The sequence below is a fragment of the Brevundimonas sp. P7753 genome, assembly GCF_013386595.1.
Classification (GTDB): Bacteria; Pseudomonadota; Alphaproteobacteria; order Caulobacterales; family Caulobacteraceae; genus Brevundimonas; species Brevundimonas bullata.
Map to the genome: position 1 here is coordinate 1 of NZ_JACARP010000105.1, position 13,598 is coordinate 13,598.

A 13,598-nucleotide genomic window follows, 5' to 3' on the forward strand; every position below is an offset into this window, starting at 1 on the left:
GCGCCGTCGACGGCGCCTATCTGCTGAAGAAGATCGACGCCCGAGGCCAGGGTCTGATCCTGACCGGCTCGGGCGGCCGCAGCATCACTGGCGGCCTGAATTTCCGGGGCAATGCGGACATCACCGACGTCTCGCGCATCCGCCCCGGCGCCAAGGGTTCGTTCAAGGGCCCGATCCAGGCCGGCAAGACGCGCAGCGGACCCTGGACCATCAGCTTCGACGGACGCGGTTCGCGTCTGAGCCTAGGCATGGACGAACTGGATCGGCTGCTGGGCCAGACTCCGCGTCTGGCCATGGCCGGCTCCTACAACAAGGGCATCCTGGCCATCAACCGGGGCGAACTGACCGGCGCCGCCGGTCGCATGGGCACCAAGGGTCTGATCGAGGGCGGCAAGATGCGTCTGGCCCTCGACTGGAACGCCCGCGGCCCGTTCGGCGTCGGCCCCGTGGCCATCGACGGCGCCATGAGCGGCGACGGCGCCCTGACCGGCACCCTCGCCCAGCCGCGCGCCGACCTGCGCGCCGCCTTTGACAAGGTCTCGGCCAGCGGTCTGATCCTAACCAACGCCGACCTGATCCTCAGCTTCCGCAAGGGCGCCGACGCCTCGGACGGGCGCATCGTGCTCAACTCCGGTTCCAACTACGGCCCGGCCCGCGCCTCGGGCAACTTCTTCCTCGGCGGCAAACAGCTTCGCCTGACCGAGGTGGACGTCAACGCCGGCGGCGTGACCGCCCAGGGCGCCATCGCCCTGTCCAACAACTATCCCTCCAGCGCGGATATGACCTTCACCGCGCGGCAGGGTGCCTTCCTGGCTTCGGGCGAGGCCAATGGCCGGGTGCGCCTGACCGACGGCGGCGGCGATCAGAGCGCCGTCCTCGACGTCACCGGCCGCAACGTCCGCCTTCCCGGCTCGACCTGGGTGGTCCGCAGCCTGTCGCTCAAGGGGCAAGGCACGCTGGAGCGCCTGCCCTTCACCCTGTCCGCCGATGTCGGCGGCGCCACGCCGGTCCAGTTCAACGGCACGGGCGAGTATTCGCGCGAAGGTCCGGCCCAGACTGTCACCCTGCGCGGCGGCGGCCGCGTGCGCGAGGTCGCCTTCACCACCCGCGCCCCCGCCATCATCGCCCTGAACGGCGACGGTCGCGTGGTTCGGCTCGACCTGGGCGTCGGCGGCGGCGTCATGGCCGGCGAACTACGTCAGGACAAGTCCGGCAGCGTCATCCAGGCCGATCTGGCCAATGTCGAAATGGGCTCCCTCGTCCCCGACCTGCGCGGCCAGATCACGGGCCGCATCTCCCTGCAAGGCTCGGGCGACACCCTGAACGGCTCGGCCAACGTCGACCTGAAGCAGTTGCGCAGCATCGACGCCCCGCGCGGCTTGGCCGTGGACGGCACGCTGAACGCCGAGCTGACCGACAACGTCCTGCGCCTCAAGGCCCAGGCCAACGACGGCACGGCGGTCCAGGCCTCGGCGGAGGTCAGCCTGCCGGTTGAAGCCTCGGCGGCGCCGCTTCGCCTGGCTATCGAGCGCACCCGTCCCATGTCCGGGCAGATCGCGCTGAACGGCCAGATTCAGCCTATCTGGGACCTGTTCCTGGGCGGGGCGCAGTCCCTGTCCGGCCAGGTCGCCGGTCGCGCCACCCTGGCGGGTTCGCTGAACGACCCCCGGCTGAACGGTCGGCTGGACCTGACGCAAGGCACCTTCCGCGACAGCATCACCGGCCTGCGCCTCGAAGGCGTCAGCCTGGCCAGCCGTTTCGACGACAGCCAGGCCGTGATCGAACGGTTTGAAGCCGCAGATGGCCTCAAGGGCACCGTGGCCGGCAACGGCCAGCTGGGCCTGCGTCAGGGCTCGGGTTCGACCCTGCGGCTGGAGCTGACCCGCTTCCGCGTCATCGACAACGACATCGCCGAGGCGCGCGCCAACGGCGTGCTGACCGCCGTGCGCGGCGCGGACGGCAACATCCAGCTAAGCGGCGACCTCAACATCGACGAGGCCAACATCTCGCCCAACCTGCCGGGCTCCAACGGCGTGGTGAAGATGGACGTGGTCGAGATCAATCGCCCCGGCGGCGATCCGGTCGAGGTCGAGACCAAGGGACGCGGCCCGCAGATCGGCCTGAATCTCAATCTGACCGGACGCGAAATCCATGTGCGCGGGCGCGGCCTGAACGTCGAACTGACCGCCAATGCTCGCGTGCGCGGCACCATCACCCGCCCGGTGCTGACCGGCACGGCCAATGTCGTGCGCGGCGACTATGAGTTCGCGGGCAAGCGCTTCGTCTTCGACGACAGCGGCTCGGTCATCCTGTCGACCGATCCGGCGCGCATCCGCCTGAACCTGGCGGCGGTGCGCGAGGACCCGGCCCTGACGGCGACCATCAAGGTCACAGGCACGGCGGCCCAGCCCAAGATTGAGCTGACCTCGACCCCCTCCCTGCCCCAGGACGAAATCCTGTCGCAGGTCCTGTTCGGACGTTCGGCCTCGCAACTGTCAGGGTTCGAAGCGGCCCAACTGGCCTCGGCCGTGGCCTCCCTGGCCGGCGGCGGCGGCTTCGACGTCATCGGCAACCTGCGCGAACTGGCCGGCCTGGACCGCCTGTCCTTCGGCGGCGAGGCGTCGAGCCTGACGGTCGCCGGGGGGCGCTACATCACCGACGACGTCTATCTGGAGATCATTGGGGGCGGCGAAGGCGGGGCGGCGGTCAACGTCGAATGGCAGGTGCGCCGCAACCTGGCCGTCAGCTCCAAGTTCGGCGGCGAAGGCGACGCCAGCATCTCGGTCCGCTGGCGCCGCGAAAGCGACCGCCCCGGCGGCGGCGCGCCTCTCGATCGCCGCCGCAACCGCAGTCGCTAGGGTCCAGTGTCATCCCGGAAGCGGCGTAGCCGCTATCCGGGACCGCAAGATATGCATCCGCCAGCATCCTGGGCGCTCCCGGCTCTCCGTCTCGCTAACGCGAGCCTGCGGCCGGGAAGACGGAAATGAGTGTTAGAGGATTTCCAGAATGCTCTCGACCGGCCGCCCGATCCGCGCGCCCTTGGGCGTCTGGACGATAGGCCGCTCGACCAGCACCGGCTCGGCGATCATGGCCGCGCGGATCACGTCATCGGACGCGCCGCTCTCCAGCAGTTCGCCCGTCTTGGCCTCGCGCTTGCGCAGCATCCCCGCCAGACCGACGCCCGTCTGCTCGGCCAGCCGATCCAGCGTCGCCGCGTCCCAGCCGGTCTTCAGGTATTCAACCACGGTCGGCTGAACGCCCATCTCCTGAAGCAACTCCAACGCCTTGCGCGAGGTCGAGCATTTCGGGTTGTGGAAGAGGGTGACGGTCATTCAGACGCTCCGTTTCAACTGATCGAGCATGCGGCCGCCCCGGAAGGCGGCCACATACAGGGCGATGGTCGCGAGGTTTGCGAGCCACATAAGCGCGCTGGAAAAGGCGAACTCGAACTCGATCAAAGAGCCTATCTCCACCAGCGCTCCGATCCCGCCCAGAAACCCATAGGCCATAAAGGCAAGCATGATTGTCGGGATCACCCAGGTCATGCGCCGCCACTGCACCACCGCCAAAACGACATAGACGACCGAAAAGGCCAGCGTGGCGACCAGGGTGAACATAGGCATCATCCCCACGATGCCGTCCTGAATGGCGACTTGCTGCGCCGTCATGACCTGCCCTTTTTGCTGTGCCGTCATCATCTGGGCCAGGGCTTCAGTCTTCGGCATGTACAACAAACCAATGAACAACTGAACGATGCCAACAGCCAGCGCCACCACCGCGACCCGCGCCGCCCTTTGCGCCTCGGCCATGCCGCGCGGCGGCGTGAAGGGATTGGCCGCACGCAGCCACAGTTTCACATTCTGGTTCATCATCGCCCCCCGGCTGTTAGGCCCTACCTCTTAGAGGCAAGCGGCGCCGTGGCAAGTCGCGCCATCGCCGCCGCGCCGCGCAGCCCGCCGACATGCAGGACGGCGCACGCCAGCATGGCCGTCGCCGCGATGATCCCGCCCCAGGCCGGCACGCCCGCCACGCCCAGCGGCGCGCCCACAAGCAGGCTGACGCCCGTGGAACTCAACTCATAGAGCGCCCAGGCCAGACCGAAGACCGGCAGGATGCGGTTGGGCCGACGCCACTGCGCCCAGCCCAGACCCGCCGCGATCAGGGCGAAGAAGACGGCGAACCCCGTCGTCGCCCCGCGAAACTCGGCATAGGCGGCGTCCGAGGCGTACCAGACCAGTCCTGCCTGCATCAGACCCGCCCCCGCCCATACCCAGAAGGCCACGGCGCTGAGGCGCGCCATCGCCGCCGCTGTCGCTCCCGAATCGACGGGACCGAACGGATTGGGAAAGCTGAAACGACGGTTCATGCGCGACTCCTCGACTGCGGCGGTAAACCTATCCCGCGCGCGCCCGCTTTCCCAAGGCCGCGAGCGAGAAACCGCCCCGCCTTCACCTTTGCCCGCCCCCCGTCTAGTGTCGCCGTTATGCGGATCGAACCTCACGACCAGGCCGTTCTCGACCACGTCGCGGCCCAGGGCGACCTGATCGTCGCGCGGACCATCGACTGGGCCCATATCAACTCCGGCAGCCGCAACGCCGCCGGTCTGGCGCGGATGCTGGACGTTCTGGAGGCCGAGGCGCGCCGCCTGCCCGCCGCCGTCGTGCGCGTGCCGACTGAAGGCTCGACCACCGTGGCCGACAGCGGCGCCGTGATCCCTGAATCCTACGCCGACTGCCTGACCCTCACCGCCCGGCCCGAGGCGCCGATCCAGGTCGTCCTGACCGGCCACTACGACACCGTCTTCCCCGCCGACAGCGCCTTCCAGACGGTCGTCACGCGCGCCGACGGCGCCCTGAACGGACCCGGCGTCGCCGACATGAAGGGCGGGATCAGCGTCATGCTGGCCGCGCTGGAAGCGTTTGAAACCCACCCGGACAAGGCCCGCGTCGGATGGACCGTGCTGCTCAGCCCCGACGAAGAGATCGGTTCGCCCGCCTCGGCCCCCCTGCTGGCCCAACTGGGCGCGCGCGGCCACGTCGGCCTGACCTATGAACCCGCCCTGTCCGACGGCACCCTGGCTGGCGAGCGCAAGGGCAGCGGGAACTTCCACCTGATCGTCACCGGCAAGGCCGCCCACGCGGGCCGCGCCTTCCACGAGGGCGCCAATGCGGTCGCCGGCGCGGCCATCATCGCCGCCCGCCTGCACGGCCTGAACGGCCAGCGCGAGGGCGTCACGGTCAATGTGGCCAAGATCGCGGGCGGCGGCGCGCTGAATGTCGTGGCCGACAACGCCGTCGTCCGCTTCAACGTCCGCGTGCCGGATCAGGCGGCCTCCGATTGGATCAAGGCCGCGGTGCGCGCCATCGCCGCCGAGCCCCCCTTCCCCGGCCTGACCCTGGACCTGCACGGCGGCATGACCCGCGCGCCCAAGCCGATGGACGCCAGCCAGACCGCCCTGTTCCACGCCGTCCGTGACGCGGGCGAACTGCTGGGCCAGACCATCGCTTGGACGCCGTCAGGCGGCGTCTGCGAAGGCAACAACCTGCACGCCGCGGGCCTGCCCAATGTCGACACCCTGGGCGTCGTCGGCGGCGATATCCATTCGGATCAGGAGTTCGCCTGGCCCGCCAGCTTCGTCGAACGGGCGCAACTGTCGGCCCTGATCCTGTGCAAGATCGCCTCTGGCGAGATTGACGCCCTGAAACTGAAACAGCTCCGACTGGAGACCATGTAACCGCATGCTCGTTGTTCGCCCCGCCGGCCCTGCCGACCTCCACCACCTGCTTGAACTGGCCATCCTGTCCGGCCCCGGCTTCACCAGCCTGCCCGAGGACGCCGACGTCCTCAGCGAACGTCTGGAACTCAGCCAGGCCAGCTTCGAGGGCAGGATCGCGCCGGAAGAGGCCTGGTACACCCTGATGCTGGAAGACGGCGACACGGGCGACATCGACGGCATCGGCTCGGTCAAGGCGACCGTGGGGCTGAAGCGACCCTTCTTCAGCTTCCGCGTGGTCAACAACACGGTCCAGTCCCCGTCGCTGGGCGTGAAGCTGAACCATCAGACCCTGGTGCTGGTCAATGAATGCACCGGCTGGACCGAGGTCGGTTCCCTCTTCCTCAAGGCCGACCGTCGCAAGGGCGGCGCCGGGCGTCTGCTCAGCCAGTCGCGCTACATGCTGATCGGCGCCCAGCCCGAGCTGTTCGCCGACAACGTCCTGGCCGAACTGCGCGGCGTCTTCACGCCCGACGGCTACTGCCCCTTCTGGGACCATGTGGCGCACAAGTTCTTCCCAATGGACTTCGACGACGCCGACCGCATGACCGGCTCGACCGACAAGCAGTTCATTCTCGACCTGGCCCCGCGCCACCCCATCTACATCGACCTGCTGCCCGAACCGGCCCGCGCCGTGATCGGCAAGGTCCACCCCCAGGGCGTGCCGGCCATGGCCCTGCTGGAATCCGAGGGCTTCCGTCCCAACGGTCTGGTCGACATCTTCGACGCCGGTCCGACCGTAGCCTGCGGCCGCGACAACATCCGCACCGTCCGCGACGCCCGCGTCCTGACCGCCCGCATCGAGAACTCGGTCGAGGTCGAACTGCCCAGCCTGGTCTCGACCGACAGCGTCTCGGCCTTCCGCGCCGTCCGCGCCCGCGTCCTGGTCGACGGCGACCTGGCCCGCATGACCCCCGACGTCGCCGCCGCCCTCAAGATCAAGGACGGCGCTGTCGTCCGCGTGAAATCCTGAACCGAGTAGCCGCCATGACCCGTTTCACCTCCACCAACCCCGCCACCGGCGAAACCGTCTGGGAAGGCGAAGCCGCCACCACGGAACAGGTCGGCGCCGCCGTCGAGGCCGCCCGCGCCGCCTTCCCCGACTGGGCCGGCCGCCCGCGTCAGGACCGCATCGACGCGGTCAAACGCTATCAAGCCATCCTGAAAGAGCGCGCGCCCGAAATGGCCGAGGCCATCAGCCGCGAAACCGGCAAGGCCCTGTGGGAGACCAAGACCGAACTGGCCTCGATGGCGGGCAAGGTCGACATCTCGATCCGCGCCTATGACGAGCGCACCGGCGAGCGCAGCAGCGACACCGCCTTCGGTCGCGCTGTCCTGCGCCATCGCCCGCACGGCGTCTCGGCGGTGCTCGGCCCGTTCAACTTCCCCGGCCACCTGCCCAACGGCCACATCGTCCCGGCCCTGCTGGCGGGCGACACGGTCGTGTTCAAGCCGTCCGAGGAAACGCCCCTGACCGGCCAGCTGATGGCCGAATGCCTGGACGCCGCCGACCTGCCCCAGGGCGCGTTCAACATGGTGCAAGGCGGACGCGACACCGGCGCAGCCCTGCTGGACCAGCCGATCGACGCCCTGATGTTCACCGGCTCGGGCGCGGCGGGCGCGCATTTCCGGCGCAAGTTCGCCGACGATCCCCACGTCATCCTGGCGCTGGAACTGGGCGGCAACAACCCGCTGGTCGTCTGGGACGCGGCCGACGCCGAGGCCGTGGCCGGCCTCGTGGTCCAGTCCGCCTTCGTCACCACCGGCCAGCGCTGCTCCTGCGCCCGCCGCCTGATCCTGCCGGAAGGCGCGGCGGGCGACGCCATCGTCGAGGCCGTGGCCGCCATGTCCGACCGCCTGAACTTCGCGCCCTGGGACAGCAATCCCGAGCCCTACGCCGGCCCCCTGATCTCGGAGAAGGCGGCCAGCAACGCCCTCGCCGCCTTGCAGCAACGCATCAACGCGGGCGCCAAGGTCATCCGCGCCTCGGGCCCGGTCGACAACCTGCCGGGCGCCTTCGTCCGTCCCGCCATCATCGACGTGACCGGCGTCGCGGTCGAAGATGAGGAAATGTTCGCTCCCTTCCTCCAGGTCATCCGCGTTCCAACCTTCGACGCCGCGATCCAGGCCGCCAACGCCACCAAATACGGCCTTTCCGCCGGTCTGGTCAGCGATGACGCCAAGCACTGGGACCGCTTCATCAACCGCATCCGCGCGGGCGTGGTGAACTTCAACCGCCCGACCACCGGCGCGGCGGGCGACATGCCCTTCGGCGGCCTCGGCGCCTCCGGCAACCACCGCCCCAGCGCCTACTACGCCGCCGACTACTGCGCCTACCCCGTCGCCAGCTTCGAAGCCGGCGCGGTCAAGAACATCGAAAGCGAGATCAAGGGGCTGCGAGGGTGATCTCGCGGGCGCCGATATCTCCATCAGCGGCCAGAAGCCAGGTCTGGCTGGCATTCAGGATTTGGTTGGGAGGCCTCATTGCCTTTTTGGTCGCCGCAGTCGTTCTTCTGATTCTCGGACAGGGCAGTGCAGGCGGGCTTTTCTTCGGCTGGCTGGCCATTCACCTGTGCAACTTTTTTGTGTGGGCATGGGATCTCATCAGAACCAGACGAACTCTGGCGCTGTCCATGTTGTTGGGCTTGAGCATCGCCAGCGTTGTGGCGGGCCTTGTGGTGAGAGATGACCTCGACAGCGCCCCTGTTCGTAGCGGAGAATTCCATTGGTGATCTCAGCCATCGAAGCTAACGCCGACGGCCTGATCGGACCGACCCACTCCTATGCGGGCCTGTCGCCGGGCAACCTCGCCTCCAGCCTGAACAAGGGCGAGGCGTCGAACCCGCGCGCGGCCGTGCTTCAGGGCCTCGACAAGATGAAACGGCTGGCCGACCTGGGCCTGCCCCAGTTCGTCCTGCCCCCGCATGAGCGGCCGAACATCCCCTTCCTGCGTTCGCTCGGCTTCTCGGGCTCCGACAAGACCGTACTCGCCAAGGCCTGGCGCGACGCCCCGGCCTTCGCCGCCGCCGCCTGCTCGGCCTCGCCCATGTGGGCCGCCAACGCCGCGACCGTGACGCCCAGCGCCGACGCCGCCGACGGTCGGGTCCACTTCACCCCGGCCAACCTGCACACCAACCTGCACCGCTCGCTGGAGCACAAGCAGACCAAGCGCGCGCTGAACGCCCTCTTCCCCGACGCGACCCGGTTCGCCGTCCATGACGCCCTGCCCGCCGTCGCCCATCTGGCCGACGAGGGCGCCGCCAACCACGTCCGCCTGTGCGCCGAGCACGGCGGTCGCGGCGTCAATCTGCTGGTCTGGGGCCGCGAGGCCTTCGAGCCCTGGGAGGGCCGCTTCCCCGCCCGCCAGACGCGCGAGGCCTCCGAAGCCATCGTGCGCCGCCACGAAGCCGGCCGCCCGGTTCTGGCCCAGCAGTCGCGCGCGGCCATCGACGGCGGCACCTTCCACAACGACGTGGTCTGCGTCGGGGCCCTCGACACCCTCTTCTTCCACGAACTGGCCTTCGAGGACACGGACGCGACCAAGGCCGCCATCCGCCGCGCCGCCGACGGCCTGTTCGAGCCGCAGTTCGTCGAGGTCTCCGCCGCCGACCTGCCCCTGGCCGACGCCATCAGCAGCTATCTGTTCAACTCCATGCTGATCCAGATTCCGGGCGAGGACCGCCTGACCCTGATCTGCCCGACCGAGACCCGCGACAACGCCCGCAGCCATGCGGTCGCCGAACGGCTGGCCGCCTCCAACGGCCCCATCGGCCGCGTCGAATATGTCGATGTGCGCCAGTCGATGCGCAACGGCGGCGGCCCCGCCTGCCTGCGCCTGCGCGTCGTCCTGACCGACGATGAACTGGCCGCGACCAATCCCGCCATGCGGATGACGGATGACCTTCACGCCCGCCTCTCGGTCTGGGCGACCCGCTGGTATCGCGAGACGCTAACCGCTCAGGACCTGGCCGCCCCCGACCTGATGGACGAGACGCGCGGTGCCTTGGACGAGTTGACGGGGATTCTGGCGCTGGGCGCGGACTTCTACCCGTTCCAGCGATGACGGAACTCTCCTCCCCCGTTCACGGGGGAGGGGGACCGCGTAGCGGTGGAGGGGGCGGCCACAAGCTCGCCGTCAGCAAACGCTTCAACCACGCCTGACAAAAAACGCCGCGTCGGGCCTTGCCCCCTCCACCATGCTGCGCATGGTCCCCCTCCCCCGCTTCGCAGGGGAGGATCGCGAAGCCGTCATAACTCGACGCCGCAATACCAGGAAAACATGGGGTTTGAGCACGTCCGGCACGCTTTTCGGCGCCGGTTCTTCACCACGCGTCATAATCCCCTCCCGGTCAGCGCCACGGAGAGGATTTCAGACGATTCAGACGAATTGGACTCTGTTTTTGCGCCCCAGCCGTCAGGCCGCGAACCGCCCGCCCTTGGCCGCATAGGCCTGCGTCCCGCGGGTGAACACCTTGTCGCTCGGCAGGATGGTGTCGATGGGCAGGTCCTCGGCCCCCTTCAGTCGCTCGTACAGGGGTCCGAAGTCCTGCAGCGTCACCGCCTTCAGTTCCTCGATGCTGTCGATGACGAAGTAGACCTGCTGGAAGTCGTCGATCCGATAGAGGGTCTTCATCACCCGCTCCAGATCAAAACCCAGACGGTTGGGCGAGGCGTCCTCCAGGCTGAACACGCTCTCGGTCGCCGACGACACGATGCCGGCCCCATAGATGCGAAGGCCGTCGGCCTCCTTCATCAGGCCGAACTCGACCGTGTACCAATACAGCCGCGCCAGCTTGTCCAGCATCCCCAGCGACGCCGCCCTCTGCCCGCCCTTGCCATAGGCCTCCATATAGGCGGCGAAGTCTGGGTCGGTCAGCATCGGCACATGGCCGAAGACGTCGTGGAAGATGTCGGGTTCCTGCAGGTAGTCCAACTGATCCGGTTTGCGGATAAACTGTCCCGAGACAAAGCGGCGATGGGCCAGGTGGTCGAAGAAGACGTCCTCGGGCACCAGTCCCGGCACGCAGACCACGGTCCAGCCGGTCAGGGCTTGGAGTTTGGGGTTCATCACCTCGAAGTCGGGGATGCCGCCTGTGTTCAGATCCAGAGCCTCCAGCCCGCGCATATAGGCGTCGCAGGCGCGGCCCGGCAGGATCTTCATCTGCCGGGCATAGAGGGTGTTCCAGGTCTCGTGTTCGACGTCGGTATAGGCGTCCCAGTTCTGAGGGATGGTCCAGTCGGCGGCGGCGCCTTCGGGCGGGGCTTCAAAGACGTGTTCGAAATCGGACATTGGAACGCTCCTCTCGGCTCTGACGGCCGTTACAGGCAGATTAGCGCGCCCTCGGGCCGTCGTCACGCACGTCTATTGCAAGGTTTGCGACCGTGGCGCGTGGCGTCCCCGTGCATCAATCGTGAACCACTCCCGCTCGGCCTCGATCGTCAAGGGTTCGATCTCCGGCGTGGCCACCAGCGCCTCCTCTGCGGCATAGGCGATCACCCCGCCTTCGGCGTCGGCGATGAGGATGCGATAGAAGGGCTGATCGCTGGCGACCACGCCCGTCTCTGCGGCCGGGCCTGCGTAGGATGCGTCCACATCCATGACCAGGCCGTGGAAGGCGTGATCGCGATGGCGGACGATCTGTCCGAGGCCGAACCGGGCTGTGTGAACCTGGGTCATGGTGCAATCAATACGTCCGGCAGGCTGAAGCGGATGCATCCGGGCCGTTCATCTCCGCGACAGAATGTCTTGGCTTCGCCGCATACCCCGGTTTAACTTGATCAGGACGGGCGCCGCTTCGGACCGCCCACATGAAAGCTCGGCCCATGCCGGAGACCCCTGGCGCGCCTGTACGGCGCGACGCGCGGTCCCTGCCCACGAAGTCCCGCGATTCAGGGGCTTCCGGTCGCGATGCGCCCCTCTATGGCGCGCTCGACCTGGGGACCAATAATTGCCGCCTGCTGATCGCGCGCCCGTCGCGCGACGGGTTCCGGGTGGTCGACAGCTTCAGCCGCATCGTCCGGCTGGGCGAAGGCCTGTCGCACACCGGACGGCTCGACGACCGCGCCATGGATCGCGCCTATGACGCCCTGGCCCTGTGCGCCGAACGCGTGGCCCGCAAGGGTCTGGACGCCAGCCGCCTGACCGCCGTCGCCACCCAGGCCTGCCGCGCCGCCGACAACGGCCAGGCCTTCATCGACCGGGTCCGTCGGGGCACCGGCCTGAAGCTCAAGATCATCGACCCGGCCGAGGAGGCCAGCCTGTCGGTCGCCGGTTGTCTCAACCTGTTCGACCCCAGGGCCGATGCGGTTCTGGTCATCGACGTGGGCGGCGGCTCGACCGAACTGTCCTGGATGACCCGCGCCGCGCGCGGCTTCGAGAACAAGGGCTGGATGTCGGCGCCCCTGGGCGTCGTCACCCTGGCCGAACGTCACCCAGAACCGGCCGGCGACACCGAAGCCTGGTTCGAGGCCATGGTCGCCGACGTGGGCGAACACCTGGCCGCCGGCGGGCCGAGCGACGCCTCGGTGCGCCCCCTGTTCGAGAGCGGACGGGTGCATATGGTCGGCACCTCGGGGGCCATCACCAGCCTGGCGGGCATTCATCTGGGTCTGCGCCGCTATCAGCGTGATCTGGTCGACGGCCTGTGGATGACGCGCGGCGACTGCGAGGCGGCGGCTCTGCGGCTCAAGCGGCTGGGTCCGGCGGGCCGGGCGGCGGAAAGCTGCATCGGGCCGGATCGCGCCGATCTGGTTCTTGCGGGGGCGGCGATGCTGGAGGCCGTCCAGCGCGCCTGGCCCTGCGAACGCGTGCGCGTCGCCGACCGCGGCCTGCGTGAAGGCCTGCTGCTGCAAAAAATGCGCGATGACCGCCAGAAGCCCCGCCGACGCCGTCGCCGGGGCCGTTCAAACGGCCAGGCGGGCAATCAGGCGGCGGGCGCTCCGGCGACCTGAACCGGCAGGTCGATGTCGCAGACCGAGAAGTCCGCCCCCTTGGCCTGACGCGCCGCCTCGGCCAGGGTCCTGAACTGGGCTGAGGCCGTGTCCAGCACCTGCACCGAGGGCCGTTCAGCCTGCGGCAGGTCCGACGCCACACGCACACGCGTCATCTGATCGGGGCCGGTGACGATGCCATCCGGGTTGGGGCTGGCCTTCAGCGACCGCACCACGTCGAGGCCCGACACCACCCGCCCCCATATGGTGTAGCGCTTGTCCAGCGACGGATAGGGCTGGCGCATCAGGAAGAACTGGCTGTTGGCGCTGTCCGGCGCCTCGTCGCGCGCCATGCCGGCGACGCCGGGGCAATAGAGACCCCAGGCGTGCACCTTCTTGTCCGCCGTCGTGGCCATATAGGCGTCCGGCTGGGTCTGGACCGGCAGGGAATGCAGGAAGCCCAGCACGGCCCCGGCGGGCGCGGCCACCGCCGTGAAGGGCGTCTGGCCGTCGCGGCGGAAGGTGAACTCGGCCTTCAGGTCAGGATAGGGGCTCTGCCCCTCGCCCGTGCCGAGGGGATCTCCGGTCTGGGCCATGAACTGATCGATCACCCGGTGCCAGACCTGACCGTCATAGAAGCCGCGCCCCGCCAGAAGCCGGATGCGCTCGACATGGCCCGGCGCCAGTTCGGGAGCCAGCTCGACCAGAATGCGGCCCTTGCTGGTGTCGATCACCAGCAGGTTCTCAGGCGCAACCGTGCGCCACGCGCTTTCGACCATGGCGGGAGCCGCCGGTGTCGGCGCCGCCTCCTGCGCCCAGGCCGAGCCGGCCAGAATCAGGACGGACGCCGCCGCCAAACCCGTTGAAACGCGCATCCTTGTCCCCTCCCAAGGTC

General features: G+C 68.7%; 13 protein-coding genes. 7 read left to right on the plus strand and 6 right to left on the minus strand.

What is annotated here, in order from left to right:
• Positions 1 to 2,858: translocation/assembly module TamB domain-containing protein (locus HX774_RS16685; protein ID WP_178828609.1), on the plus strand; the 2,858-nt coding region annotated here is incomplete at its 5' end.
• Positions 2,859 to 2,990: 132 nt separating this feature from the next.
• Here the strand turns inward: HX774_RS16685 and arsC are convergent.
• Genes arsC through HX774_RS16700 form a run of 3 tightly spaced genes read right to left on the minus strand, consistent with a single transcriptional unit; the run spans position 2,991 to position 4,366 of the window.
• Positions 2,991 to 3,332: an arsenate reductase (glutaredoxin) gene (gene arsC, locus HX774_RS16690; RefSeq protein ID WP_178828610.1), complete on the minus strand. Its 342-nt coding sequence runs from the start codon at positions 3,330 to 3,332 to the stop codon at positions 2,991 to 2,993.
• A complete protein-coding gene (locus HX774_RS16695) occupies positions 3,333 to 3,857 on the minus strand; it encodes a hypothetical protein (RefSeq protein ID WP_218650482.1) in 525 nt (174 codons plus the stop codon).
• 35 nt (positions 3,858 to 3,892) lie between these two features.
• Entirely contained in the window at positions 3,893 to 4,366 is a 474-nt protein-coding gene (locus HX774_RS16700; RefSeq protein WP_178828612.1) for a hypothetical protein, read from the minus strand.
• A gap of 117 nt (positions 4,367 to 4,483) precedes the next feature.
• Here HX774_RS16700 and HX774_RS16705 point away from each other — a divergent pair, with 117 nt between their 5' ends.
• From HX774_RS16705 to astB, 5 genes are read left to right on the plus strand one after another with little or no spacing between them, the layout of a single operon-like run.
• Entirely contained in the window at positions 4,484 to 5,734 is a 1,251-nt protein-coding gene (locus HX774_RS16705; RefSeq protein WP_178828613.1) for a hydrolase, read from the plus strand.
• Between the two features lie 4 nt (positions 5,735 to 5,738).
• Positions 5,739 to 6,746 carry an arginine N-succinyltransferase gene (locus tag HX774_RS16710; protein ID WP_178828614.1) on the plus strand — a complete coding sequence of 336 codons (1,008 nt, stop codon included), beginning with the start codon at positions 5,739 to 5,741 and terminating at the stop codon, positions 6,744 to 6,746.
• 14 nt (positions 6,747 to 6,760) lie between these two features.
• The gene (gene astD / locus HX774_RS16715; RefSeq protein ID WP_178828615.1) at positions 6,761 to 8,179 is read left to right on the plus strand and encodes a succinylglutamate-semialdehyde dehydrogenase; all 1,419 of its coding nucleotides are present in this window, start codon (positions 6,761 to 6,763) and stop codon (positions 8,177 to 8,179) included.
• The gene (locus HX774_RS16720) at positions 8,176 to 8,505 is read left to right on the plus strand and encodes a hypothetical protein (RefSeq protein ID WP_178828616.1); all 330 of its coding nucleotides are present in this window, start codon (positions 8,176 to 8,178) and stop codon (positions 8,503 to 8,505) included. The genes astD and HX774_RS16720 overlap by 4 nt, the downstream gene beginning before the upstream one ends.
• Positions 8,502 to 9,836, plus strand: coding sequence for an N-succinylarginine dihydrolase (gene astB / locus HX774_RS16725; RefSeq protein WP_178828639.1), 1,335 nt, complete (start codon positions 8,502 to 8,504; stop codon positions 9,834 to 9,836). The genes HX774_RS16720 and astB overlap by 4 nt, the downstream gene beginning before the upstream one ends.
• A gap of 351 nt (positions 9,837 to 10,187) precedes the next feature.
• On the opposite strand, the gene phhA is transcribed toward astB, so the two are convergent.
• The gene (gene phhA, locus HX774_RS16730) at positions 10,188 to 11,063 is read right to left on the minus strand and encodes a phenylalanine 4-monooxygenase (RefSeq protein ID WP_114818435.1); all 876 of its coding nucleotides are present in this window, start codon (positions 11,061 to 11,063) and stop codon (positions 10,188 to 10,190) included.
• 72 nt (positions 11,064 to 11,135) lie between these two features.
• Complete coding sequence (gene hspQ / locus HX774_RS16735) at positions 11,136 to 11,450, minus strand: heat shock protein HspQ (protein WP_114818436.1); 315 nt, start codon at positions 11,448 to 11,450, stop codon at positions 11,136 to 11,138.
• A gap of 146 nt (positions 11,451 to 11,596) precedes the next feature.
• On the opposite strand from hspQ, the gene HX774_RS16740 reads away from it, so the two are divergent.
• Entirely contained in the window at positions 11,597 to 12,724 is a 1,128-nt protein-coding gene (locus tag HX774_RS16740; protein WP_178828617.1) for a Ppx/GppA phosphatase family protein, read from the plus strand.
• On the opposite strand, the gene HX774_RS16745 is transcribed toward HX774_RS16740, so the two are convergent.
• Positions 12,697 to 13,578, minus strand: a complete 882-nt coding sequence (locus HX774_RS16745) for a peptidylprolyl isomerase (RefSeq protein WP_178828618.1) — start codon at positions 13,576 to 13,578, stop codon at positions 12,697 to 12,699. The two genes, HX774_RS16740 and HX774_RS16745, sit on opposite strands and share 28 nt — an antisense overlap.
• Positions 13,579 to 13,598: the final 20 nt, after the last annotated feature.